The sequence below is a fragment of the Legionella sp. MW5194 genome (assembly GCF_016864235.1).
Lineage (GTDB): Bacteria > Pseudomonadota > Gammaproteobacteria > Legionellales > Legionellaceae > Legionella_C.
The window spans coordinates 1,146,512-1,171,954 of sequence record NZ_CP045732.1 but is presented as its reverse complement, the minus strand read 5'-3'; the positions used below and the strand labels follow the sequence as shown (position 1 = coordinate 1,171,954).

Below are 25,443 nucleotides of genomic sequence, written 5' to 3'. Positions count from 1 at the left end.
TGATTAATAGTCGTCATTGTCGAGTTCTGATTCTGCTTTTTGTTGAATACAAAGATAAAGATTTTTTTCAGGTTCTACGTGGTAGCGCCAAAGCAGATCATTCGGCGACTCCAGACGATAGGGCATTTTAAATTCGCCCAAAGTAACAACGCTTTCAGCAAAACGGTGAGGAGCCCCTGCATCACGTTGATTGAGTGCATTTGCCAATTCACTGATTCCATGAAATCCTGTGGCAATTGGTACAATCCACCCCCTTGACTTACGTTTGCATTGCCAATTGACATGTTCCTTCCCATTTATAATGTCTTTAGTGCAGCTATGATGGATTGCCAGGTAATCAAGTAATGCATCCATGGGATCCTGACCTTGCTCCATAGCCACCTGCATTAAATCCCGTCGCTCAATTAAGGCATAACCTGGCATTAAACTGGCTCTCGCTTTGTTAAAGTCTCTAACAATTTCAGGTGCCCTGCATTCCAGAATATCTCCCCCAGCCAGTTTAAATTGTCCAAGCACCAACTGATGCACTAGTTCAAGCATGGGCTGTTCATCCTGGGCTTCTATCCCTTCATACTCAATTAAAAGACTAGCTTCTAAATGGCATCGAGCCTCTTCGATAAAGGAGGGCCGCACGGCATTGCCTTTTGGTTTGTCTTTTTCAGGTTTTGGTTCCAATGGATTTCCTGTTCCTATGATGGAATACACAAAATCATTCGGCCCTTTGTAAATCTGTAGTTTAAAGCGATGCACAACAACGCCAACTGCTGAGAATGTCACCGGGAACATGTTTTTATTCAATTTTCGTTGTAGCGCGTGCACGGCACCAAGCCAGGCAGTCATGGCGGGGAAACCAATGGTGAACGGGCTGGATAAGGCATTGGCATTTTGAATCTGTATATGAGGTAATAAAATCAGGTTAGTGTTCATCTCAATACCTCCCTGTTTTCATCAATGTAAGTCTTGATGTACTGTCTCTCTGCCTCTCCTAATAAAATGGAATGCTTAATAGCATTCTTGTAGGCGTTTTCTATCCAGGTCACAATTTTATCGCAGAGCGTATCAAGCCAATCATCTGTTCTTTCTTTTGTATATTGCTCGCAAAGCCATATTTTTTGCCAAGCAAGCAATTGACTGGACTCTTCCCGAAATTGGTTGGCGGAGACTTCCCGCAATGCCATCATTTTTTGTAGGATTACATCCAGAAGCTCACCGAGGCAGCGGTCTCGCCCCTTTCGGATTTTTTCTAAAGGAATTACCCCATCCCTTTCAATTTTGAATACATTGTCGAGCCGTTGTAAAATTTCCTTGCAATCAGAGAAACGTAATGTCTGTCTGAAAAAGTCCTTCGTAGGGAACTTTATTTCATGCTGCTCAAGCAAGGGGGGAATTGATAATAAAAGATGTGATTTACCACCGTGCTGATTGTTTAATACACTAATATTCTGTGGCTTTGTGCCACCATAACCAATGGTTACTATATTATAGATTTCTTTAAATCCAGACTCATGATAACTATTACTTCGTTTTAGTTCCCGCCCTTTTTTAACAGTATCTGAAAATCTCAATGCATCAATCCGATCACGCAATTTAAACATCAAACCAGAGTTATGCAAAATAGATAAAAGATGATAATCATCCCCAATTGGAAAATAAACCTGTTTAATTTTAGAACTAGTAATCACCGTCTCATTGGATGACAATATTGAAATGAAATCATTTCTCAGATTCTCATGGCTTTCTGCTTTTATATTAAGCAAGGCCTTTGCCCATTCGGTATTTTGCCGAATGTGCTCAATAACTGTCATGCCATTGTCAGTCATTATTGAAAGAAACTTGAAAACATCAAGCACTGCTGCATTTCCAAGCGCATCTAATTCAGCAGGAGTATTTCCTGTTCGAAGATAACCATCTGCCCCCGAGGGTGCCTTAGCAATAATAGCAGTGACGTAACCATTCTTATTTTTTCTCGAGCTGGGATGAGAAAATGTACAGGGATGAGTTGAAATTGATATTTGTTGTATACGCTTTGCTGCTCTTGGCAACCAATTTTCAAGCCCAAAGAGCTCTTCACACTCCTGTCTTATTGCTGCTTCTTCCGATGCTTCTAGTCCAGCTTTTATTTTCTTTTTAAGCCATCCCTCTTTTCGTTCGGAAAAAAAAGCGGCAATTGCCGGATCAAGCATGATTGCTCTCCTTTTTATATAAACCTAATTGATCGTTATACACATAGTCACTATTAACGTTATATTCATAAAAATCCAAACTCAGTTCCCCATAGAGACTTACCGCTTTATGGAGAGTCATTTCTTGCCTCTCAATCTGTTCCCTCAACAATTGAACATAATCACGGGGCAACCAGAGTCGTACTGTTTGCGCAGACGACAAAGACATCGTTGTGATCCGGTAGGCATCATCCCGGCGCACCAGTTCGCCGGAAGTGGTGTAAGTGAAATCGCCCTTTGAATCACGCTCAGTAAACCAGGTTTCACCTTGTGCATTGGTTGCCCGATATAACTTGATATTGTTCATCGCTTTACGAAAAGAGTTAAGGAATTGCGGTAAAGCAGTAAGGCCCCAATAGCGGGTTATGTACCCCTGCAACGTTTCCGGCCCCTCTCCTGCATAATAAGTTAATTGGCTGTCAATTACGGCATGTTCGAATAATGCCATAGGCGTTTTACTGTCCTTTGGCCTTTCTTGAATTCTTGGAACAGAATCAAGCCGATTATTTATTAAGTGGGTATCGACTATTTTGAAAAGATCATGACTTTTTAAGCAATCGTCTTTTTCATTACATAATTTGTTGCCTTGGCGTTGTTGAGGAACAGGCTCATAACCCGGTAAGTAAAAACGCGGCTTTCTTTCCTCATCCCCATATTTAATTGTTCTCCAGTTATACTGAAGAATGCTGATATTGGCCTGCTTGACCTCGCCATCCCGATGGCGTTTGACGCGTCCCGCCAATTGAATAATCGAACGGTAGGACGAAGGTTCTATAACCGCCCAGTCAAAATCATGATCCCGCCCAACTTCTTCTACTGGTGTAGCGACAAGAATAAATAAGACATTCGTTACTGCGGAGTGACTGGCAGAAATGGTATCGAGGTGATTTCGAATTGTCAGATCGTAAAAAGCGCGTGGTTGTTCATCCTTTTGCTCTTTACGTTTTAAAACGTGATCAAGGTGCTTTTCCTGTTCATGACGTAGCAATAATACTTGCCTGCTGTGATAAGCCATGATTCTTGCTTCCGTGTTTAAAGGCCAAATGTAATCTAATAGATAAAGAGACAAGTTAATGCAGGGTTGAATATTAGCCATACGCAGGACCCCAAAAGAAACACGTAAGCCTGTTTTTTTATCAATTGTGTGGTTGTGTTCATGCAGGTCAAGGGCGGATTGAATGATTCGATTAAACCAAACTTCACGTTTATTTCTCATAATAGGCTCATCATTAACTTGCATCGCCTGTTCGCAACTCATTACCATTGCTCTTCGTTTCGGCAATAATTTGCTTAAATTGTCAACTCGTCTATCGATATATTGATCATGAATTTTACGAAACTCTTTTACGGCATGCGCCCGGGTTTCAATTTCTTCAACCTGTGTGGAAAATTCATCAATCCATGCGCAACCAATAACAGGGCTTGCATTGCGGGTTTTACAGTAAAGTATCCATCCTTCGCTGTACGCATTAAAATAACCTTCAGCCATTGCGGGTGGTATGGTCGCTGAAGAAATCATCACCTTGCGCCCCAGCATACCTGCCAGATGGATCAAGCGACCAATAGCGATTAAATCACTGCCAGTAAAATCATCCACCTCATCAATTACCAAATCGGAGGATAGTAATCGTAATGCAGGCAAAATATACCGCCCTCCTCGCGTTGTCTCTGTTGCCGCTATGATGTGATCAATAGTACATACCAGAACAGGCGCGTATAGCATCTGTCGGTCTTTATCTCTTCTCAAGATTGTTGTTAAACCGTCGTCAGGCATCTCGCCCTTGTAAAAAATTTCATCCGAACTAGCCAGCAGAGGCTCGATGGATTCTGAACCTTGCTCATGTTCCTGTATCTGTTCCTGTTTGCCCTGGTAGTGCAGATCGGCAATGGCTTTAGAACCAATTAACACGGCCAGATCCGAGCCATCACTTTTTTTGAATATACGATCTCGGTATTCATCGCCTGTTTGTAATGTGAGTGTGCGCAAACCAAGAGCAAGGATGTACCGAAGACTATCACCATCCTCGGAAAGGGACATCATCACTTTGGCATTTGCAAAAGTTTTACCGGAGCCAGTGCTAGCGATATTCACTGCAAAAAAACCCTTTTTGATGTCGTTCTGCTCTTTACGCCAATCACGAACTTTTCTGGCTGCATTATCCTGCCAAGCGTAGGCCCCGGTACTTTTCTTTTTTAATTCAGCTGTATTCAGACTGGATTCCAGGCCATTTTCTATAATGGGTAGTTTTCCTATCACATCTCTGGCACTTTCGTAGACACCGACTAAATGTTGATCCAGAGCCTGCTTGGGCGATTTGTCCTTTTGAGTATTGGCAATCAATTCCGTTGTGTGCTGCCAGTGACGGGTTTGATCAATCGTCAACGATGAAAAATAATGATCGCCTAACATTAAACACAGGCGGGCATGATGCATCAGTAGCCGATAACTACCATCGTTTATACTTTGTGAAATAATTTCCTGAAAATCCAGCAGCTTGGCTGACCAACGTCTGAGTTGTGACAACCATTTATTGGACTGAGTTAATAATCCGTGAGGAAATTCTAAACAAACCCTTAACTCATCCATGGTATTATTTTCATAGCCCCACTGTTGATCAATGAGACTAAGTAACCCATCCAGACTATGACATTTACTTCCATTAAAAAGATTGTTTAGATTAACAGGTAATTTATGATGGGTCACAATTAACCAAGCAATTAATTTGGCAATATTTGGCAAATCAGCCAAGGGCTTTTTCAAACTTCCAAGCTTTTCCTTAATCAGTTGCTCATCTATCAAGCCTTCTTTTAGTTTGGTCAACCAAGCAGTGTCTGAGGTTGGATGCTCTGTATTTAAAATGAATGCCTTAAGCAATAAGCAGGATACCCATTCATGGCGTAACCTGTCTGCTTGCAAGCCTTTATAATTTTTATTTAACTTTTGTTGAAAGCGAGCGTTTGCCTTACCCCAATCATGAAATAATGCCGCCAGACAGGTAAGTGCCCGAATAACAGGTAGTAAGTGCCAATCCAGTAAATCATCCCGGTAAACCTGATTATTAGAGGTTCGGTTGACAGGTACTCTGCCCTCACGATCAAATTTGTTTTTATTTCCTACAATCCATATCAGTTCCGTCCTAGACCTTGCCCTTACCCAATGACAACTCACTGCCGTATTTTTACTGGCAGTTTTTCTCAATAGCTTTTTAACTGCAAGCAATCCCTCCTGGGTAATCATTGTTTGCCACGTGTTATCACCAATACGATCGGCAAAAGCATCCAGGACACGACGAGTTCTAGCTAAAGCTTTCTTCTCGCATTGGGAAACGAAAATCACCATCATGATAATTCTCCGTCAGTTCCAGTTTCCCAACAGGTGTTCAACGCCAGCGCTTTAACGTGATCAAACAGATAGTCTAATGCATTATGATCGATGAAAACCTGTATACACGTCTGACGAAAGTCCTGCTCACTGCTGTTTTCCTTTGCACAGATAAAAGCCCAAGGGAGAATAAGAGCATCCTTAATCAAGTCTGCCACGTCAAAGACCAATGCTCCCCGTCGTGTTTTCCCATGCAAAACCGCAAAACCGTGAGGGATTCCAAGCACCCAAAGTGTGGTTGCTGCAAGGCCATAAGCAAGGTAATTTCCATGATTTAAAAATAGGTTTGCTTTATCCGTACCTTCGCGCTCACGGCCAAATTTACCGTATTGAGTTCGGTTTGCAGCATATTGGTAAAGTTTTTTTGTTAACTCTGCCTCGCTTTGAAGTAATTGATTGACATCTTCTGCGCTATTGATTTTTGTTTCACAAATTGACAGTTCCTGCTGCAAATCATCAGGATTAAAGCCTTCAGCCTGAAGTTCACGGCTTTTTATCCAGGCCTTTTTCAGAAAAGCGACACGAGCCATTTGGAATTGTTTTGCACCATACAGACGCTTTCTGTCATCAAACCAGAATTTCATCCATCCCTGCATATATTCCGTAGGCCGGTACTCACTTTGGGGAGTAAGCCACTCGACCTCATTTGCCATCAATAAGGGAGTACCGCCACCCCCACAAAATCCAACCAAGACACCTGCTTGAGCAAGCATCCGCATTGCGGCCTGTGTAATCGATGTTCCTGTCCCCAATAATAAACAGGTAGTATTCGCAATGGGAATATTCCAGTATTGATTTTCCTGCTTTGCTTCTGTTAGATACAAAACGCGCCCATCTTTTTGCATAATGCGGCATTTTTCCAAATAATAAATATTGGCGCGTTTAGAATGAAGAATGGCCTTTAAATCCGTTAGTATTTCCATTACTATCCAAATTTTATACAGCCCGACCTCTAGGTTAAAAGGTCGATAGTTAAAATGATGAGGCGACTATCCTGGTGCTGCCTCATGCCAGTTCAATACCGGTTAAGCTATACCAGAATAGTATAATCTAGAATTTAGCAAGTGGAGTAAACACGTACAGCGAAGATCAAATTTTAATCATTTCTTGATTATAATTCGTAAATGTTCCTACCATATCCACTCATCGTTTAAAGTCGTAGGCCATTCAAAACCGCAGCGACAAACAGCTTAATCCGCCATCCAGTTTGCGGAATTCGCTGACATCGATTTCAATGATGTCATAACCAAGGCTGCTGATAAGGTGTCTGGTTTTTGGAAAGCCGGCGGGCATGAGCACTATGTCATTAATTAAAAGGCAATTGGCCGCATAGCTTTCCTCTTCATCAATGACATGCTGCTGCAACAGTCTGAATTCCGGATGATTAATGAACTCGCCGCTCACCAGTAAATTGCCCTTATCCAGGTAACTGACGCCCGTTTTCAAGTGAAGCGCGTCCTTCAACGGGACCACGGAAGCGGTGTATTCGTAGTGCGTCAGGATGCGGATAAGCTGCTTCGCCCCTTCCTGATTGGTTCGTTTAGACAAACCGATATAAAAATGGTTGTCCACGCGCAGCACATCCCCCGCGTCCAGGGTCCCTGGCGCGGTGATTTCCTTGATGTTTTCTCCGTAAAACGCGGCAATCGCCTCGCGATTCAAGACCACCTCGCCTATACGCGACAACGCACCCGGGCGGGTTAAAATGGCACCATGGCCAGTGAGAAGAGCAGGATCTTCAATGAAACAGGAATCCGGAAATTCGTCCGCCGGAGGCAAAACCGTCACCTCAAGGTCACAGGCACGCAGCATTTCCACGTAATGTTGATGTTGTGCAAGCGCCAATTCATAATCCGGGTGACCCAGGTTAGCCGAGGTGAGTCCATGCACCAGGCTTTTGGCCGGTTGTCGAACGATGGCACGTGTGAACATGTTTTTATCCTTAAAATGAATTCCTAAAGCCCCAGATTATCCCGTTTAAATACCCGATCGGCACGATAACTTGATCGTACCATAGGGCCTGAAGCCACTTCAAAAAAGCCTTTGGACAGCCCTATTTCACGAAATTCAATGAACTGTTCAGGCGTGACATAACGCGCCACCGGTAAATGGTTTTTTGTCGGCTGCAGGTATTGTCCCAACGTCAGAATATCAACCTGTCGCCGGCGTAAATCATCCATGGTCGCAATGATTTCTTCGTCGGTTTCGCCAAGGCCAAGCATTAAACTGGTCTTGGTCAACACATCGGGGCGGTAGCGCTTGGCAAAAGCCAGGACATTCAGGGTCTGCCAGTAGCCGGCGCGGTTATCCCTTACCGGATGGGTCAAGCGTTCGACCGTTTCGACATTCTGGGCAAACACATCCACCCCGCTGTCCAGTAAAACCGCGACATCGGCTTCAACCCCCTGAAAATCAGGTGTTAAGGCTTCTACTTTGGTTGTCGGGCAGCGGGCTTTAATGGCGCGAATGGTATCGGCGTAATGGTGAGCGCCCCCATCGGGCAAATCATCACGATTGACGGAGGTTAACACCACGTAATCGAGGTTCATGAGCGCTACCGTGTTGGCTGTATTGGCAGGCTCGTCTTTATCCAGCCAGCCATGAGGGTTGCCGGTGTCCACCGAACAAAAGCGGCAGGCGCGCGTGCACACCGCACCCATCAGCATAATGGTCGCGGTCCCATGGGACCAGCATTCCGCGATATTAGGGCATTTGGCTTCCTCACAGACTGTCGCCAGGCGGTGTTTCACGACCTGTTCTTTCACCTGCTGGTAGGCGGGCGTGGTGTGATTGACGATGCGCAGCCACTTGGGTTTGGGCAAACGCTCGGCGTGGCTATTCACAGACTTGATGCCATCCTTAATTGCAACAATGCCTTCTGCCGTCTTGTATTTATGGCCGCTTTCGACCACGACAGGTATTTCTTTAAATTTACTCATGCCCGCACCAAAAAATCAGGATGGAAGGATGATCCCAAATCACCCGGTTGAGATCAAGTCCTAGAGTACTTCTACGCGGTTGCGGCCGGCTCGTTTGGCCTGATACATGGCGGCATCTGCACGCATGAACAGGGTTTCAATGTCCTCATCCGCTTTAAATGTGGTCAAACCGAAGGAAACCGTGACATCGACACGCGTGTCCCGATAACAAAACTCGCAGGTCTCCACGGCGAAACGCAGGGATTCAAGGATACGTTTTGCTTCTTTCTCACTGGTCCGTTCAAAAATAAAGATAAATTCTTCACCACCGTAACGGGCGATAAAATCCACCGAACGGATTGAATTTTTAAACAGAGCGGCGACCTTTTTCAACACTTTGTCTCCCGCCAGATGCCCGTAATTGTCATTGATTTTTTTAAAATGATCGATGTCGGCAATGGCCAACGACAATTCGCCGTAGCCACGCTGCCAGCGGTTATAGGCTTCGTGAATGTGTTCATCGTAAGATGCCCTGTTGGGCAGTCCGGTTAAGCTATCCTGATTAATGATCACCTGTTGCGAGGTTAATTTATGCTTGATTTCCTCAGCAGCCCTCTCGGATTCAGACAGTTTCTGCTGTAATTTCTGCACCTCGGCTTCGTAAGCTTTCACACGCTGCTGTTCGCTGTCTTTAAATTCTTTAATCCGCTGTTCAATCGTGGCTAAATTCTCACTGATTTTCCCGGATAATTCTTCAATGGTTTTAGCCTTGTCGACATGGCTTTGAATCTGATTGATGTTGGTGGCGATGCCGCTTTCCAGTTGCTGTGTATGGTGCTTGGCCTGCTGACTGTTTTCATTGGCGAATTTTAAATAACTGTCAAAATCATGCAGTTGACTGGTTAAATCCTGTAAATAATTTTTTAACTGACTCTGCTCAATGCTGAAGGCGTCAATCACCAGTTTGGTAAAATTATCTATCACGCTGGGCAATAGCTCGCGGGTAATTTCACTCCTTAACAGGGTTTTGACGTGCTCCACCTTGTCATGAAGTTCCTCAGGAATGGCTAAATGGCTTAACAACTGTTTGAGGCTTTGGTTGACCGTCTCACTGATTGCCTGATGGGACGGCAGATCATCGGATTGAGCCGGTGTCAAAGTGGCAATTAAACGCTCAACCTGAGTGAGAATGGTTTCCGAGTCTTTGTGGGCAGCGACGTCTTCTTTAAGCGTTGTCACCAGATCGCCAGAAATCCCGAGCGGCAGGGTTAATAACAGGCTGATGATTTGACGCAGATGATTAATTTCATCCTGCAGCGTATTGCAACGCTGCTCGTATTTGCTGATTGTGTTAATAATTTTTTGCTTCAGCTGCGGATCAATCATCAACCTTCCTTAATAAAGACAGCTATTTTTTGTTGCGATTTTTCATGTATTCAATCAACAATGGCGCGTGGGAACCATCACAAAAAGGCGGATCCTGTGTCTGCTTGCATTGACAAAAACAAACCGTCTCAGTCACCAGCGCCGGATATTTCACCGCCTTTTCGCAAGGGTGAACATCGCAAAAAGGCTGGGTTTTGCTTTTGCCGCAACTGCACCAGTCATAGGTTTTCCCCTGCTCCACCTCACAGGCAATGGGAAAAAAAGGCGGATCATCCGGTTGACGCGACATCGTTTTCTCCCTTCCTTAACTGACTACCGCTGACATGTTAATAGTAATCCATTTTTAACTTTTTGATTATCCAGGCCCCTGCAAAGGCGATAATGATCACAATGAATGAGGGCAAAAGCCTGGCCAGTAAAGAAGGATAAGCCAATAAAATAGCACCGACAAAAGCCAGAATAATGAAAGCGACATCGCGCAGATAAGCCTGATGCTTATCGGCCCATTTCTGCTTGAGCACGCCCATAATCAATAAAACCAGCAGGGACAGAGAGAAAAAATAAACCAGATGGTAGATCAGGATGTAAACCATGCGTTGCCCGGAAGACAAAGGCTGCACAATCAGCCACTGCTGGAAAATTAACGCGAAATTGGGTGCGCAATTTTGTTGATAGGACTGAATAAGAACACCGGCCACCAAGGCTAAACCAAAGAGAAACCCCATGCCTTGGAAGCGCCCTCTCGGCGAGGGTTGTAAGCGACTCTCAACCACATAGAGGAGTAGAAGAATACCGGCAATCGCCGCCGGGATAATTAAGAAAGGAAGAATCTTGAAATACAGCGCCGTATTCGCCTGCTGCAAATAATGCGTTAACGTTGTCAATACCAGGTAAAAAACGCCCAACGCCCATTGGCGCGCAGGGGTTTTCTGGAGGGTTAAAAAGGAGATCAGGGCAAACAGACCCAAAATACCGCAGGGGCTTATGGCATCGATGAAGGCCATCATAGGTATAAACGAGCTGGCAGAGGGCGGATTGACAATGTTATTTTCATACCAGCTGGCCGTTGCCCACTGTTGCAGGCTTTTGACCGTGGCTTGCGTCAATTCCCCTTCTTTTTCGATTTGTTGACGGCAATAAGTAAGCGCTTCGATTATTTTCTTTCCAGTGGTTTTGGCCTCATCAAAGCCCGTCCAGCGGGAGTCGCAGAAAAAAATCGCCGGTACGGCATAATCATCAACGCCTTTTGTCCCCTGTTTTAAAAACTGACTGAAGGCATCGAGGGCCGCTTTGTCTTCATTGATGTAATGCCGCTGGATTTCAAGCCATGTTTTTTCTTGACCCAAGGTATTAAAGAATTCATCAGCCTTGCGGCAATGCGGACAAGTGGTGGACAAAAAGAGGTCAACTTTTAATATAACCTGCTGGTTGTCCTGCTTATACCAACGGAGAGGCAAAGGATTACCCCAGGTTGACACAATCCAACAGCCAAGGACAAACGCAAAGAGCAGTTTAAAAACCCGCATGATAAGCCTTTATTCTTTTTATTTCACACTATAACCTGTCTACTATCTCAATGTACATCCGGCAATAATCACTGCCTTCATCCCAGCGTAATCAGGACAACTTACATGTGAATGTAATTTTCGAGATGCTCAATAACCCGGCTTTTCCCTTCGAGAAGATGAAACAGCACATCCCCGATGGACAAAATGGCAACGAGTTCGTCTTTATCCTTGACCAGGACATGGCGCCGTTTGGTTTGAGTAATGACTTCCATGGCTTTTTCGACTGTATCATTGACAGCCAGAATACTTACGTCTTTATAGACAATATCGGCTGCTGTCACCTGATCAGGCAACAGGCTTTTATTCAGGCAGGAACGTACAATGTCGCGCTCGCTGACAATGCCCAGTAGTTCGTTATTGTCACGAACAACCAGTGCACCGATGTCTTTCTCTGTCATCAGAGTAACACAATCACAAACTGTGATCTGAGGTTCAACAAAAGCAATGGGACGGCGTGGGTGGGGCAAAATGGAAGCGATGAGATCAGCCATGACACACTCCTGCTTAATGGAATTTCAATCCGCCAGATTATATAAATATAGCACAAATACAGCGCCCAAGACGGGGTATTTGTGCCAGTGATTTAAGCAGGAAACGCTGATTAGCTAACCACTTTCCAGGAGCCGTCGGCTTGTCGACAGGCTTTGCCGTAGATTTCCTGGGTTTTGCCACCAATGATGGCGCGCGTGGTGTATTCGCGGCAAGGTTGAGAATTGCTGTAATAGGTACGGGTAGGTCTTACCGTGTAACGGTTACCGGAATCGGGGTTTTGCCAGACCACGGCTTTACCGGTTGGTGCGGTTTCCAGCGCGCGTTGCATTTCCAGACGATCCAGGCGATCCATGGTACGACCGATATTGCCACCCAGGTACGCGCCTAACAGGGCACCGCCCGCAGCTGCCGCCACTTTACCGGAACCACCGCCGAACTGGCTACCGATGAGGCCGCCGACCACGCCACCGGTTACCGTACCAATTCCTTCATTATTAACCTGCGCACATCCGCTCAACAGCAATGACGCTGAAACTGAGGCCAAAATTAATTTTTTCATGTGAGTTACCTGTTTAATCAGTTACTAAATCGGTTGCCATTCTACCATCCCGGTTAGATATTATCCATAATTTATGTGCTGACAATTTTATCCTGGCGAATACGCGGCGAAAACTGGCAGAGTAATTCGTAAGCGATTGTTCCTGCTGACATTGCAATGGTTTCTACAGGGATATACTGCCCCCAGAGTTCGACGGGATCCCCGATTTTAACCGTCGGGCAATGGCTTAAATCAATGGTGAGCATGTCCATGGAAACACGCCCGACGATTGGGGCATGGACACCATTCACCCATACCGGCGTATTCTGGGCAATGTGCCGCGGGTACCCGTCGCCGTAACCCGCTGCCACAACGCCGATGACCGAAGGCTTGCTGGTTTGCCAGCTTCCGCCATAGCCGATACGCGCCCCGGCGGGAAACTGATGGATTGCACTGATGGCGGAAACAAAACGCATCACCGGTACCAGGCCAAGCTGCTGTCCTGTTTGATTGATAAACGGTGAGACGCCATAAAGCATAATGCCGGGACGCACCACGTCGGCATGCGTATCCGGCAAGGCCATGATCGCAGCCGAATTGCTGATGCTCTGGATTAACCGTCCGGAGGGTAAGGCCAAGTCGCGGTAAATTTGCATCTGGCTTTGATTACTGGGATTATCCGGTTCATCGGCACTGGCCAGATGCGTCATTAAACCAATGTCGTCATCAACCCAGGGGCAGGCCATTAAGGCCTGAAGCACCTCGTAACATTCTTCGGGTGCAAAACCCAGACGATGCATGCCGGTATTGATTTTAACCCAGACTTTGATGGATTTTGGCAAGGGGTTGGCCACCAGCCACTGCAATTGATAGGGTTGATGGATCACGCATTGAAACGACTGCTCACACACCACCGCAAGTTCATCGGGGGTAAAAATGCCCTGAAACAGCACGCAGTCACTGCGCGCCCCCAGGCTTCGAATAGCGAGCGCTTCTTCAAGACAGGCCACGCCAAACGCATCCACCTGGCCTTCCAGCGCGGGGACAACTTCCGACAAACCGCAGCCATAGGCATTGGCTTTGACCATGGCAATCACTTTCCTGCCCGGCGCAAACTGTTTCACGCATTGCACATTATGAAGAAGCGCCAGCGTATCAATCTGGACGCGAGTGGGCCTTGTCACTTAATCTACCCCTTGATAACCGTTAAATGCCAAATCTTCAAAGCGGGTGTATTTTCCGAGGAAAGCAACACGCACCTTGCCGATTGGACCATTACGCTGTTTGGCAATAATAATTTCAGCCACTCCTTTATCCGGACTGTCCTCGTTATAGACTTCATCCCGATAAATGAAGCAAATCAAATCCGCATCCTGCTCAATCGCACCTGATTCACGCAAATCCGACATCACTGGACGGCGATCGCTGCGCTGCTCAAGGCTTCGGTTAAGCTGCGAGAGTGCGACCACTGGCACTTGCAACTCCTTGGCAAGCGCCTTAAGGCTTCGTGAAATTTCAGAAATCTCAGCCGTGCGGTTATCGGCCTTAAAACCCGGTACTTTCATCAATTGCAGGTAGTCGACTACGATTAATCCCAGTTGACCATGCTCTTTGGCCAGTCGCCTCGCCCGCGCCCGCATTTCCGAGGGGCTTAACGCCGGGGTATCGTCGATGAACAGCGGCGCTTCCGATAACATATGCACCGCGGAGGTCACCCGCGGCCAATCGTCGTCATCGAGTTTTCCTGTTCGTATGCGGTGCTGATCAATCCGCCCTAACGAGGACATCATCCGCATGGCCAGCGAATCAGAAGGCATTTCCATTGAAAACACCAGCACCGGTTTGCCGCCGCGAATGGCGGCATGCTCAGCCATGTTCATCACCAGGGTGGTTTTACCCATGGACGGGCGACCAGCAACGATGATGAGATCAGACGGCTGTAATCCCGAAGTCATGGCATCCAGATCGCTTAAACCGGTCGCAAGACCGGTGATGGCATCACCATTGTGATAAAGGGCGTCAATTTTTTCCACAGCCTTCACCAGAATGGACTTGATGCTCTCAGGTCCGCCATCGCCGCCGGTTTGCTCGGCAATCGCGAAAACGCGGGTTTCTGCCAAATCCAGTAATTCCGGTACTTCCCGTCCAGAAGGATTATAAGCTGCGTCTGCAATTTCACCTGCAATGGCAATCAATTGACGCTGGACCGATTTCTCGCGAACGATGTCGGCGTAGGCCGAAATATTGGCCACGCTTGGTGTGTTATTCGCCAACTCGAACAGGTAGGTTTCCCCGCCGGCATCATCCAAATCATTATTGGATTTAAGCATGTCAAGCAGTGTGACCACATCAAAGGGTTGTTCCCGCTTGGACAATTCGACGATGGTACGGAATAACACCCGATGCTCGGTACGATAAAAATCCGCTTCGCAGAGTTTGGTGCTGATTTTGTCCCAAACCTGATTGTCCAGCATGACGCCGCCAATAATGGATTGCTCCGCCTCCACCGAATGCGGGGGACGCTTCAAGGGGTCGACTGCTGCTGTTTTTCGCGTTTGAACCTCAACCATCGTTTTGCCATCGTAGGAACCAGACCGCTATTGTATTGAAGTTTGCAGGAAATGCCAAAGCCAGTTCAACGCTGTTCGGCTTAAATCAAGACAAAAATTTTGGTAAAATGCCTGCAATTAAAGCAATTTCGTTATTCTTCAACAGAGTAACGCGGAGGACTGGTCACTTAGCAATCTTCATCACACCACAGCCCGGCTGTTGTAAAGAGATTATAAGTTATCATGAAGCTCCGTCCTTTAATTAAAACAAATGCCCCGCCTCTGTTCATTAATGACTAGCTATAACCCTCGTCGCTTTCCTCAGCCGCTTCCCTAACCTGTTTGAGGAAAATGAATGAAAAACAAATGTGATTCTCATCAATTCAGAGCAACAAACCCCGATTTAAATCCTTCTTTTTTTGACAAAAAAGTAAAACAATTGGTTGAGTGGATCCGTGATTCGAAGAACTTTCTGGATCAGGTTGGCTGCTTTACCAATGAGCCCCGCCAGGATGAGCTTCTTTCAAGTGGATTCATTGTTAATTTTCTGCCCTTAAAAAGGAAATTAGACCATCTGCTCTGGTTGCTCTTTAAACAAGATTGGTCGGCGTGCCATGAGTCCCTTGTTGAAGAGGTCAAGATTGATTTAATTTCAAGGTTCTTGACACAAAAATACAAAATTGATAATGCCTGGTCTGCTTCTCATTTGTCGTCCTTTTTTCATGTCTGCAAACAATTGCAGCAGAGTCTTATCGAATTATTTGAAAAGAGATTAAACAATGAGCGCCTCATTTCAAATCATGTTCGTGAAGAAGAAAAGAAATCCGTTGCTGTTTTTTATCGATATTTGGCGCAATGCAACGACATGCTCAGTGAAATGGCCGCGCTGATCCCCTTCTGCAACACCACACCCAACGCCACATTATTGCGTTTCACACCCTCCCTTCCGAGCCAAACCGTGATGGATTTACTTCCACAAGAATTACAGCTTATGATTTTCAGCCACTTGAACATGGAAGATTTACTGGCCGTTCAAACCACATCACACCATTGGTCAGCGATTGCAACCATCGCCTATGCGGATCGTTTCAAAAAAAGCCCGGCGCAGGTGATTGCGTATTTGAGCCATGCAAAGCCTGCAGAGGCTTATGCGTTTATCCATGGGTACATTCGCACAAGCGAATATAAAGCACTTTACAGCCTGGTGACCCATCGCATGCCGATGTCCAATCAGGAGATTGTCTGTTACATGCTGACTCGGCAAGATGACTGGCTGCCTGAGATTAGCCGTTTATGCGAGGCCTGCAACGATAGCCGCATTGACCCGGAAGCAAGACTACAGCTTTCCCTGATCATCCAAAATGCCCCGGGAATCACTAATAAACTCGACAAATCCGATGCCTTTACGCTTAAAAAAAACACCCCTTCTGAATTATTCGATTTATATATAAAGACGTTTCCTGAACGTTACATTAACCTTTTGCCTTCCGTTTATTTTAGTCAAATGCCGCTCGTGGGCGCTGCCCTTTCTTTTGCACCGCTGGCCTATGTCACACTCTCTCATATGAATCTGTCAAAAGCCTGTTTGATTCAAGCGGACCTTCGTTATGCCAAACTGGACCACAGTCGTTTGGAAGAAACCGATTTAAGTCATGCCAATCTGCGTTATACAAGTTTGAAGCATGCCTCATTAGTCAACGCCGTGCTCGAAAACACACACTTGAACGGGGCTGATTTAAGCCATGCCGACTTATCGGGTGCGAAGCTTAAAAAAACCAGTTTACGTGCTGCTAATTTAGCCGGGGCCTGTTTGATGGGTACGGTCATTGACGGGGCTGATTTTACAGGTACCAATTTAAGCTATACCAGTTTTATCAATGTCGACCTGCGTGACGTTGATTTAAGTCTGATGAATCTGGAATGGAGTTATTTGCACAAAGTACGACTAATACCGGACTCCGTTGCTAAAAACACGGCGCGATTAGAGAATTTTTTTATCACATTTGAAAAAATGCTTCTGAATCACAGCGAATTAAGCCGGCAAAACCTGCGCAAACCGATGCTCAAAGAGTTGAAATCCTTGTTAATGGACGCTTTTTTAAGGACGAAGAAGAAAAGAGCCTGGATAAACCTGGTGTTTGAGTATTATCCTCCCTCTCTTTTTGAGAAGAATTTTTTCCTTAAAACAAGCCATCCCTTTAACCCCTTGTTTGAGGAATTTAAGATGATTAAAGTCAATCCTTTCTCTTTAACCAGCAGCCTTCCATTGCAGGACGCCGTGGAATCGCTGTTCGCTGAATTGCAGAGGCGTGTCGACGACAAGGGCAGCGACATTCGAGTGGATAATTCAATCCGCCAATTAAAGCAAATCCTGCAAAAAGTGCCGGAATCGACTAATATCCATCAAATCAGTCGCTTATCCAATGCCCATTTATTTCTGCTTCATGTCCTTTACTACTCAGGGTTGGGCATTTTTGCAAAGGATGAAGCGCTTAAACCGTTGATGGTGAATTATCCCAGTCAATCGCTTGAGGCACTGCCCAGGCATACAAAGCGTTTTGCCAGCGAAGTATTTGATGGCAGCGTTTTTCAGGTGGAACATCTGCAGCTAATCAAACCAGACGATCTGACCGCTTTTCTTTTTGGTGATGAGGATTTTATCCTCACGGCTAAAGAACCCGGCAAGAACAAAGTAAAGCTCGGGGGATTATTCATCACGTATACCAATTACCTCGCTCATGGAACAAGACACATGGCCTTTCAAGTGGCGATTATCGATTTTGAAAATAGACAATTACGATCTGCTTTTACTGTTGACTTTCAACATTTTCCCGACTTAAGTACGGAACAGTTTCTGCCTTTGGGTTTGGGTAAAGATGTCATTGGTCGTTTGGGTGGTGCTGCCTGGATACCTAAGGAATTAATCCCCTTGCTCAAAGCGGGATTGCAGTTGAAAAAACGGCTCATCAACTGCATTTTTACAACACAAAAAGGCCCTGTGCCTGAATGCCTTCCTTTTGAAACGGTACAGCCCGTTGCAGAAGAAAAGGAGCCTGAGCCCTGCTTAACAATTCAGGAGCACCCTCGCAACACGCATTCGCTACCGGACAATCCTTACTGCCTGTTTTCAAATAAGACAATTGCCCCTTTGCCATTACCGGAAGAAGGATCGTGTTGTCGGGTGTCGTGAAGCAGATTACTCTTTGCTGGAAATAAAAAATCCAATGGCCAAGGCCATTGGATTTTCATGGAATCGGTGATTACCTCACCCAAACCTGCGTACGGCCAAGGGCAGACACACCCACATAACCGCGAACGTAGAGTTTATTGCCTTTTAAGCTCATTTTGGCACGGTAAACTTTACCGGTTTTTGGATCAAGAATTTGGCCACCGTCCCATTCGCCATTGCCTTTGTCTTTCAAACCCCAGACAAATCGCAGCCCTTGAATGGGTTTGCCTTTAAAGCCGCCTGGGCATTTGGAGCAAATGCCGGTGTCGCCGGCCTGAGGATAAACTTTAATGATAGTACCACTTAACGTATTGCCTGACACATTGATGCGAACAACAGCGCGTTTTTTACCGGTGACATCATCAATGGTGGTCCAGGTTCCGGCTGGTGAAGCAGCCATGACAGCAGGAACAAACAACATCATGACGATCACTGCAAACAACGATTTCAACTGTTCCATGAAATTTCTCCTTGATTTTCATCAATGAAAGAATAGGCCAGGTTGCCCCGCTTTGCAATTATTTGCCGATACTCTTCTTTTATTGATCGTCAAGCGGTGTAAACAAGACTTCCAAATCGCGGTCGGTTAATAAGTCAAGGTGTTGGGTACTATCGCTCAAAATGCCCTCAAATAACGCCCGTTTTCGGGACTGCATGGCCAGTATGGCTTCTTCCACCGTCCCACGGGTAATGAGTTTGTAAACAAACACCGGGTTTTCCTGGCCAATGCGGTGGCTGCGATCGGTGGCCTGCTCTTCGGCCGCTGGATTCCACCAGGGATCATAATGAATCACTGTGTCTGCCCGAGTCAGATTTAACCCTGTCCCTCCGGCTTTAAGGCTGATTAGGAAAATCGACGCCTGGCCCTGCTGGAATTGATTAACCAGGTCCTGGCGGTTTTGAGTCTGGCCGGTGAGTTTCAGGTAGGAGTAGTGCCGCTGCTGCAATTGTTCCTCAATGAGTTTCAGCATGGAGGTGAATTGGGAAAACACCAGAATTCGTCGGCCTTCTTCAACGAGATTGTCCAATAAATCAAGCAGCGCATCAAGCTTGGCCGAAAAGCCGTGGGCAATCGCCGCACCCGGAATGGAAAGCAGGCGCGGATCACAACAAACCTGCCTTAATTTAAGCAAGGCGTCCAGTAAAACAATATGGCTTTTTCCCATCCCCTGACGGGCGATGGCATCCCTGACTTTTTTTTCCATGCTGATGCGAATGGTTTCATACAAATCGCGTTGATTGCCCGCAAGTTCAACCAGGCGTACCATTTCGGTTTTAGGCGGCAACTCGCTGGCCACCTGATTTTTATTACGCCGCAGCATGAAAGGACGGACCCGTGCCGCCAATAATTCCCGCCGTGCCTCATCCCCGTCCTTTTCGATGGGTGTTTTAAAGAAACGGCGAAATTGCTTGGCATCGCCCAGCAATCCTGGCATCAAAAAATGAAACAGGGACCAAAGTTCCCCCAGATGATTTTCAAGCGGCGTTCCGGAAAGACACAAGCGATGCGTGGCCTTTACCTGCTGAATAATCTGCGTGGTTTTGGCGCGGGCGTTTTTAATGGATTGCGCCTCGTCTAAAATGAGATAATAAAACGGATAATCAACAAAGCGGCTCTTGTCGCGTTGAATCAATCCGTAGGTTGAAATGATCAGATCGTACCCGTCAAATTCATCCTGATGCCGTTCCTGCCCATGAAAAATGAGTACTTTCAGTTCCGGTGTAAAGCGTCTGGCCTCTTCAAACCAGTTCACCACCAGACTGGTTGGCGCCACAATCAAACTGGCTTTTTGCAGGCGGCCCTGCTCCTTTTCAAGCTGCATGTGCGCCAGGGTCTGGACGGTTTTACCCAACCCCATGTCATCAGCCAGCACACCGCCCAAACGGCATTCCCGCAGCAGCTGCAGCCAGTTTAATCCCTGTTGCTGGTAATCGCGAAGCATGGCCTTTAAACCTGCCGGCGGCGGGATTTGTTCAAGTCGCGACAAATCAACCAGTTTCTGCAATTGCATTCTAATCCTTTCCCCGCCATGCCAGCGCAGGGCCGCGGCGGCCAAGGCCTGTTCGGTTTCACGAATGAGCATGAGTTGATGACGGCTGATTGTCAGGCTGTCCCCTTCATGAAGCGAGCGGGTACCGTATTGAATTAAAAAATTCACCAGCGGTTTGATTCGCCCGAGATTAACCCGGAGCGCTTTGCCATTGGCTAAGGACAATTTAACGGTTTGATCATCGGGTAACTGCTGGATATACGTTGACTGCCATTGGTTAATCAATGCAGCCACAACCGGCACGATATTCACAGGCCGGCCTTCCACCAGAATGCCCAGCTGATAGGAAAAGAAATCTGTGCCCTGCTCTTTAAAATCGGAGTACCATTCCACCTGCGTTTCATCGACGACTTCTTCATACACAGGATGCAGAAATTCCACCTGCCACTGCTTGCTTTTCAGTAAAGGGATGACTTGTTGGTACAGGCGAGTCAGATCGTCTTCCTGATGATAATGGCTTAATACCTCCATGTCGGCTGTCTTTAGATCAAACGTCAACCGCTCATCCACGGAAGGTTTCCTTAAATTCAGAATTTGAGTCATTTCCTGTTGCTGCTGCTTCTCGGCCGAAAAATCCCGTTCCAGGCGGATTAAGCTCTGCCCTTCCTCAAACATCACAAAGGGAGACGGGTCTTCGACGTTGAATTCAAAACCCGAGTAATCAAAGGCCAGACGCACGTAAAATAAAACGGCGGGGTTTTGATTGATGGCCGACTCCCCCTGCTCCGCTGCATCAAACCGAACAATGCCGCGCGGTTTGCCGCGGCGAACTTCGCGGTGAATAAAGGGATTGGGGAGAGGAAGGGCTGCATCGAGGTTTCGGAGGTGTTCAATGGCGTCGCCCACGTCATCCAATGCCACAGGCGGCCGGGCTAACACCTGCCTTAAGTGAGCCAGGGGAACAGGGGTAGTAATCAAACCGCATTCATCACCGACGGCATCGATGTACCAGGGTTTGTCAAGAAACAAACAATCCAGGAATTCCTGCTCATGTTTCAGTACCGGCCTTTGAAACCCGTCTTTTTCCAGTTGCCAGCGGAGCTCAGCCTCAAGGCCATTGCCCCAGTGCAGCAAACGCTCGTTTTCGTAATGATAGGCACGTTGTGTTTTTAAAATCTTTTCCAGCAATTCGCTATTGCGGACAGGCAAGCGTTCAAAGTTCCCCGGAATGCGGCCTTTGAGCTGCAATTGCGCGATGATGTCTTCGTCATCGTCGCTAAAAAACTGCCGGCGGTTTTCGGTAACGGTCGTGAAAATACTCATTTTCCCCAAACTGCGGCGTTTCAGGCGTTTCGCCAAAGCCAGTCGGACGTCAACGCGATCGTCATGCTGGCCGTGTTCAAAGGTTAGAAGATAAACCACCACATGCGTGCCCGTCTGCGCCACCGGCGATTGTTTATCACGAAGTGTGTGCAGCCATTCGTTTAATGTCTGACTCGGGTTTTCAATGGACGGTGCCGGGATGATGATTTGCTCTTTAATTTGTAAAGCCAATAAACTGGCCGCGGCATGCTTGCAATTGGTTTTGTAAGGGCAAGTGCAATGAGCCGGTTTGGCAGGCCAGGACTTCAAGTCGATGTGCACATCATAAATCTGATGGGAGCGGCCTTTGACACGGGCCTTTAAAAGGCCGTCGCTTAAACGAATATTAAGGACAAAGCCGCGCTGCTGATAATCCTGTCCATGCATCAACACGGAAGGAATAAAAACATCGGCCATCCGTGATAAGGCATCCTTCAACATAGAGTATCTACAGTTGCAAAGTTAAACCGATCATTGTAGCAAAATTTATCGATGCAATACAGTTGCTCTGCTGAAACCAACGGCTTGCACCGTTTTTTTCAGCAGGAGTGACCGGCTAGGTGGCGTAGTTATTGAGCGAAGGACCAGGCGCATCGTCGTCTTCAATGATTGTTTGTACCGGGTTAGAGCTTAAATCACTGCTCGGACTTCCCTGATTAAACGCATCATCCTGAGTCGGTTTGCTGTTATCGTTCGTCTTCAGTTTATCCGTCAGGAGCGCCGAGCGTTGATCGGATGACGCACCCGGGTGAATGAAAAAGGTATACGCCGGCACCGGGTTGGTTGCAATCCGCCCAAAGCTGCCAAAGGAATGGTTAAGACGCAGTCTGGATTTGCTACGAATACTGTCATACTCCTCCTGCGGCTCGGCCGCCAGCATGGTGGTGCGCACCAACTCTTCCTGAGTTTGGGGCCGGTAAACACAAAGATAGCCCTCACTGTTTTTAACCGTTTGGCAATCCAGACTTAACAGCAACAGCAATTCCTGCATCGTCGCGGTGGGTTCGATACCGCCATGGTACATGGAATCGTTAATTCTGGAGATTTCTACAGTGGAACCATCGTATTGACGCATTTCTGTGGCGAGGCTGTAGATGTATTTGACAAAATCACCGGATAAAACCGCTTTTTCCATCTCGGGAAACTGAGGCTCCACAATTTGAATCTCGTAATTATACATCAACAAGGCAACAAGCCAGGCACGATTAATGCGCGGAGACCATTTATTGTCATCGCAATTTAAATACGCGCCCTCACCAGGGCTCTGCTTGACCTTGGCCAGTACGCTGCGGGAAGACCCAATCCAGGCGACGGGCTGTTGCCGGGATTCTCTGGCTAAAGCCTCAAACAAATGAAGTTTGATTAATTCAAATAGAAATTCGCCTTGATTAAATGGCTTGTCATTCAGCAACTCCTGCGTTTTAGCGACACGGGCTTTTTCACCGATATTCCACTGCGGCGCTTCATAAAGGATACGGCCCAAGAGGAAATCGCCCAGCTCCGTATTGAACGAAAATTCGCCTGAACAAGCCAACTCGACAATTTTTTTCTTGTCTTGATGAAGAATCTGAGCCAACAGATTATTGGGGTATTTTTCTACAAAATGCTGTAAAGGCCCAAGATGATCCATGAGCCCTGGCCATTGTTTCATGTACGAGTGAACAGCCAGGGTAAAATAGGACGAGACGGAAGCCGTTTGAGTGTAAAAGCCGCCCTTTCTAAAGATGAATGGTTCGTCCTCTACCTCATCAGAGCCTAGATCATCAACCTCGTCATCAGAAGGATCCGGCAATTGATAAATCACTTTATAGGGGCTAAAGATGGCATCAAAATCTTTCAATTTTGCCTTCTCAACCCGCAAATAAGCCGCGAGGATTTCTCCTGCTTTTTTCGTTGCATCCGGTAACAACAGAGTCAGTTTTTCCTTGTAGACGCTGAGCTTGCCTTTCAGCACAAGCAATTCGGCTGTTTTTTCATTGTTGAGAAAGGCAGTAATGGCATCCAGCTTGGCGTCAAGCTTTTCTGCCAGCGTCAGGGGTGTCATGGAAATGGTGTACGTAATCAGCGATGGCAGGCTGGACAATATTTGACCAGCCAATACCAAATCATCCTGGGCCGATTTGGAAGTGGTATTTTCTAACCACCCTATGAGTGTATCATAATTGGTCATAGCTGTTACCTGAATGTGGAAAAGAAGGGCGCATGTCAACGCCCGTTTAGAGAGTCATTAGAACACACAGTGTGTATTTTGAATACAATCATGTCGAAAAAATAAGAAATCTTTAGATTATCTTTACAAGGCAGGGCGACAATTGTAAATTATGCGCATAATTAAATCAGGGTTGTCATTATAGAAAGAAATGGATATAGAAAACAGATTCAGGCAACTGCAGATTTACAGTGATCTTCTGGATAAATTAATCGAGGACGTAGCCCAATTCGAGAGTCGTCATCCAATGGATTGCCTTCAATCCATTGAGTTTGAGGTGGATAAGCTGCTGGTTGAACATGCCAATTGCGGCCTGAATGTGAACAGTGCCGAATGCCCCGAAGCCAACATCGCCTCCCCCACTGACCATCCCTCGGTAGCCGACGTGGAATCCATGGCAGTAATATGTCAGAAAAAGCTAAAAGCATGCCGGCAGAAATACGAACCTTACTGCGAAAAGGCAGAAAAAATAGCCCGCAAATTAATGAAAGAATTTCGGGACATTTATACTGTTATGCGGAATTATTTCACCTCGGGCGAATTTTGCTACGATAAAAAGGGTACCCGGCTCGTCTTTAGACATGCGGGGCTTTCACTTTTTACTCATTATGTCAGTGATCAAATGAATACCTGGCAAGCCATCCGCACTGACCTCCCGAGACTTTACCAGTTAAGCGGCGGGGAAAAAAATGCTCACAATGCGTTAACGAATTTGCTTAACCCGAATAATACCGAATTTATCGATGCCATTGAATACGGTCCGCTGGGATTACACGATGAAATCGGTCAACTCGCCATTTTGAGATTGAGGGACTTATACTTCAGTCCGGTTAAAATAGAAAAAGTCAGTGCCTATAAATTATTGCACAGGTATCTGTCGCTGCAAGTCAAAGACGCCCCCTTGTACATTGACTTTAAAGCCCTGGAAATAGAGATCCTAAAACTCGCTTTTTTTGCCTTGATGCATCCTGATAACAAAGTGATCTGGCTCGGCACGTCACGGGCTGTGAACGCCATGATCAAACACCATACCGGCGACGCCATCTATTTAAACCCTGAACCTGCAAAATTAAACTGGCAATTGAACAAGGCCTGGCTTTTAGCCGCCCGAACACTGGGTTATCAATTTGAGTTGGTCGAACAGCATTTTCCCAACATTGAAGCGGCCATATTAACACGTAATCCGGCCCTGTTTCTTGAGGAATTAATAAAAGAAATGCGCCCACCTGTTTTAGTTTCACAATACAATGGCAGTGATGCCCCAACGTCAACCACGCAGGAAGTTCTTTTTCTGCTCAGCGCAGGCTGCGACGTCAGTAAACAGACAAACGGTCGTATGCGCCTGTCGCCCCGTACCTCCTTCGAAGCGCCTGCAAAAGCCCATCACGGACGATTTTCAAAAGCGCACAGTTACAGCTTCTTTCCAACCTCCTCACCGCCGCCGCTTGAACAGCGTCTACACCATTTCCTGCCGCCCGGACAGGAAAATGCCAGCCCGCCTCTTCTTTTGCCGCTGAATGACAATGAGGACCGTGAAAGGACGTCCTTCCTCAGACTATGCTAATCGAACTATTATGATAGTATAAGCCGTACTGAA

At 46.5% G+C, this 25,443-nt stretch carries 18 protein-coding genes; 2 read left to right on the top strand and 16 right to left on the bottom strand.

All coding sequences use genetic code 11. The features are described from left to right. Positions 1 to 3: 3 nt before the first annotated feature. From csy2 to dnaB, 13 genes are all read right to left on the bottom strand, one after another. A complete protein-coding gene (csy2, locus tag GH742_RS05555) occupies positions 4 to 927 on the bottom strand; it encodes a type I-F CRISPR-associated protein Csy2 (protein ID WP_203456460.1) in 924 nt (307 codons plus the stop codon). Then, entirely contained in the window at positions 924 to 2,183 is a 1,260-nt protein-coding gene (csy1, locus tag GH742_RS05550) for a type I-F CRISPR-associated protein Csy1 (protein WP_203456459.1), read from the bottom strand. Before csy1 ends, csy2 begins: the two co-directional genes overlap by 4 nt. Next, positions 2,176 to 5,565 carry a type I-F CRISPR-associated helicase Cas3f gene (cas3f, locus tag GH742_RS05545; protein WP_203456458.1) on the bottom strand — a complete coding sequence of 1,130 codons (3,390 nt, stop codon included), beginning with the start codon at positions 5,563 to 5,565 and terminating at the stop codon, positions 2,176 to 2,178. The genes csy1 and cas3f overlap by 8 nt, the downstream gene beginning before the upstream one ends. Continuing rightward, complete coding sequence (cas1f, locus tag GH742_RS05540; RefSeq protein WP_203456457.1) at positions 5,562 to 6,527, bottom strand: type I-F CRISPR-associated endonuclease Cas1f; 966 nt, start codon at positions 6,525 to 6,527, stop codon at positions 5,562 to 5,564. The genes cas3f and cas1f overlap by 4 nt, the downstream gene beginning before the upstream one ends. 244 nt (positions 6,528 to 6,771) lie before the next feature. After that, positions 6,772 to 7,536, bottom strand: coding sequence for a dimethylarginine dimethylaminohydrolase family protein (locus GH742_RS05535; protein WP_203456456.1), 765 nt, complete (start codon positions 7,534 to 7,536; stop codon positions 6,772 to 6,774). A 23-nt stretch (positions 7,537 to 7,559) separates the two neighbouring features. Next, entirely contained in the window at positions 7,560 to 8,543 is a 984-nt protein-coding gene (gene lipA, locus GH742_RS05530) for a lipoyl synthase (RefSeq protein WP_203456455.1), read from the bottom strand. A 60-nt stretch (positions 8,544 to 8,603) separates the two neighbouring features. Continuing rightward, positions 8,604 to 9,908 (bottom strand): GGDEF domain-containing protein, encoded by a 1,305-nt coding sequence (locus GH742_RS05525; protein WP_203456454.1) that lies wholly within the window; start codon positions 9,906 to 9,908, stop codon positions 8,604 to 8,606. A 22-nt stretch (positions 9,909 to 9,930) separates the two neighbouring features. Beyond that, positions 9,931 to 10,197: a CDGSH iron-sulfur domain-containing protein gene (locus GH742_RS05520; protein ID WP_203456453.1), complete on the bottom strand. Its 267-nt coding sequence runs from the start codon at positions 10,195 to 10,197 to the stop codon at positions 9,931 to 9,933. Between the two features lie 37 nt (positions 10,198 to 10,234). Beyond that, a complete protein-coding gene (locus tag GH742_RS05515; protein WP_203456452.1) occupies positions 10,235 to 11,434 on the bottom strand; it encodes a hypothetical protein in 1,200 nt (399 codons plus the stop codon). Between the two features lie 101 nt (positions 11,435 to 11,535). Further along, on the bottom strand, positions 11,536 to 11,967 hold the full coding sequence (locus GH742_RS05510; protein WP_203456451.1) for a CBS domain-containing protein: 432 nt from the start codon (positions 11,965 to 11,967) through the stop codon (positions 11,536 to 11,538). A gap of 110 nt (positions 11,968 to 12,077) precedes the next feature. Next, complete coding sequence (locus GH742_RS05505) at positions 12,078 to 12,527, bottom strand: RT0821/Lpp0805 family surface protein (RefSeq protein WP_058527145.1); 450 nt, start codon at positions 12,525 to 12,527, stop codon at positions 12,078 to 12,080. A gap of 71 nt (positions 12,528 to 12,598) precedes the next feature. Then, a complete protein-coding gene (gene alr, locus GH742_RS05500) occupies positions 12,599 to 13,690 on the bottom strand; it encodes an alanine racemase (protein WP_203456450.1) in 1,092 nt (363 codons plus the stop codon). Beyond that, positions 13,691 to 15,076, bottom strand: coding sequence for a replicative DNA helicase (gene dnaB / locus GH742_RS05495; RefSeq protein WP_058530763.1), 1,386 nt, complete (start codon positions 15,074 to 15,076; stop codon positions 13,691 to 13,693). It abuts the gene before it with no gap. A 334-nt stretch (positions 15,077 to 15,410) separates the two neighbouring features. Here dnaB and GH742_RS05490 point away from each other — a divergent pair, with 334 nt between their 5' ends. Beyond that, complete coding sequence (locus GH742_RS05490) at positions 15,411 to 18,245, top strand: pentapeptide repeat-containing protein (protein WP_203456449.1); 2,835 nt, start codon at positions 15,411 to 15,413, stop codon at positions 18,243 to 18,245. A 70-nt stretch (positions 18,246 to 18,315) separates the two neighbouring features. Here the strand turns inward: GH742_RS05490 and GH742_RS05485 are convergent, their stop codons facing one another. From GH742_RS05485 to GH742_RS05475, 3 genes are all read right to left on the bottom strand, one after another. Then, positions 18,316 to 18,708, bottom strand: a complete 393-nt coding sequence (locus GH742_RS05485) for a DUF2147 domain-containing protein (protein WP_370569545.1) — start codon at positions 18,706 to 18,708, stop codon at positions 18,316 to 18,318. Positions 18,709 to 18,823: 115 nt separating this feature from the next. After that, the gene (locus tag GH742_RS05480; protein WP_203456447.1) at positions 18,824 to 22,078 is read right to left on the bottom strand and encodes a DEAD/DEAH box helicase; all 3,255 of its coding nucleotides are present in this window, start codon (positions 22,076 to 22,078) and stop codon (positions 18,824 to 18,826) included. Positions 22,079 to 22,193: 115 nt separating this feature from the next. Beyond that, positions 22,194 to 23,807: a hypothetical protein gene (locus tag GH742_RS05475; protein WP_203456446.1), complete on the bottom strand. Its 1,614-nt coding sequence runs from the start codon at positions 23,805 to 23,807 to the stop codon at positions 22,194 to 22,196. 190 nt (positions 23,808 to 23,997) lie between these two features. Between GH742_RS05475 and GH742_RS05470 the strand changes: the two genes are divergently transcribed. Continuing rightward, positions 23,998 to 25,410, top strand: a complete 1,413-nt coding sequence (locus GH742_RS05470; protein ID WP_203456445.1) for a hypothetical protein — start codon at positions 23,998 to 24,000, stop codon at positions 25,408 to 25,410. The last annotated feature ends 33 nt before the right edge of the window (positions 25,411 to 25,443 follow it).

Excerpts from the sequence above, each read along its gene's own strand:
- GH742_RS05525 (WP_203456454.1), bottom strand. The coding sequence starts at position 9,908 with ATGATTGATCCGCAGCTGAAGCAAAAAATTATTAACACAATCAGCAAA.
- GH742_RS05490 (WP_203456449.1), top strand. The coding sequence starts at position 15,411 with ATGAAAAACAAATGTGATTCTCATCAATTCAGAGCAACAAACCCCGAT.
- lipA (WP_203456455.1), bottom strand. The coding sequence starts at position 8,543 with ATGAGTAAATTTAAAGAAATACCTGTCGTGGTCGAAAGCGGCCATAAA.
- GH742_RS05505 (WP_058527145.1), bottom strand. The coding sequence starts at position 12,527 with ATGAAAAAATTAATTTTGGCCTCAGTTTCAGCGTCATTGCTGTTGAGC.
- dnaB (WP_058530763.1), bottom strand. The coding sequence starts at position 15,076 with ATGGTTGAGGTTCAAACGCGAAAAACAGCAGCAGTCGACCCCTTGAAG.
- GH742_RS05485 (WP_370569545.1), bottom strand. The coding sequence starts at position 18,708 with ATGATGTTGTTTGTTCCTGCTGTCATGGCTGCTTCACCAGCCGGAACC.
- GH742_RS05470 (WP_203456445.1), top strand. The coding sequence starts at position 23,998 with ATGGATATAGAAAACAGATTCAGGCAACTGCAGATTTACAGTGATCTT.
- cas3f (WP_203456458.1), bottom strand. The coding sequence starts at position 5,565 with ATGATGGTGATTTTCGTTTCCCAATGCGAGAAGAAAGCTTTAGCTAGA.
- cas1f (WP_203456457.1), bottom strand. The coding sequence starts at position 6,527 with ATGGAAATACTAACGGATTTAAAGGCCATTCTTCATTCTAAACGCGCC.
- GH742_RS05480 (WP_203456447.1), bottom strand. The coding sequence starts at position 22,078 with ATGTTGAAGGATGCCTTATCACGGATGGCCGATGTTTTTATTCCTTCC.
- GH742_RS05475 (WP_203456446.1), bottom strand. The coding sequence starts at position 23,807 with ATGACCAATTATGATACACTCATAGGGTGGTTAGAAAATACCACTTCC.
- GH742_RS05535 (WP_203456456.1), bottom strand. The coding sequence starts at position 7,536 with ATGTTCACACGTGCCATCGTTCGACAACCGGCCAAAAGCCTGGTGCAT.
- GH742_RS05520 (WP_203456453.1), bottom strand. The coding sequence starts at position 10,197 with ATGTCGCGTCAACCGGATGATCCGCCTTTTTTTCCCATTGCCTGTGAG.
- GH742_RS05515 (WP_203456452.1), bottom strand. The coding sequence starts at position 11,434 with ATGCGGGTTTTTAAACTGCTCTTTGCGTTTGTCCTTGGCTGTTGGATT.
- GH742_RS05510 (WP_203456451.1), bottom strand. The coding sequence starts at position 11,967 with ATGGCTGATCTCATCGCTTCCATTTTGCCCCACCCACGCCGTCCCATT.
- csy1 (WP_203456459.1), bottom strand. The coding sequence starts at position 2,183 with ATGCTTGATCCGGCAATTGCCGCTTTTTTTTCCGAACGAAAAGAGGGA.
- csy2 (WP_203456460.1), bottom strand. The coding sequence starts at position 927 with ATGAACACTAACCTGATTTTATTACCTCATATACAGATTCAAAATGCC.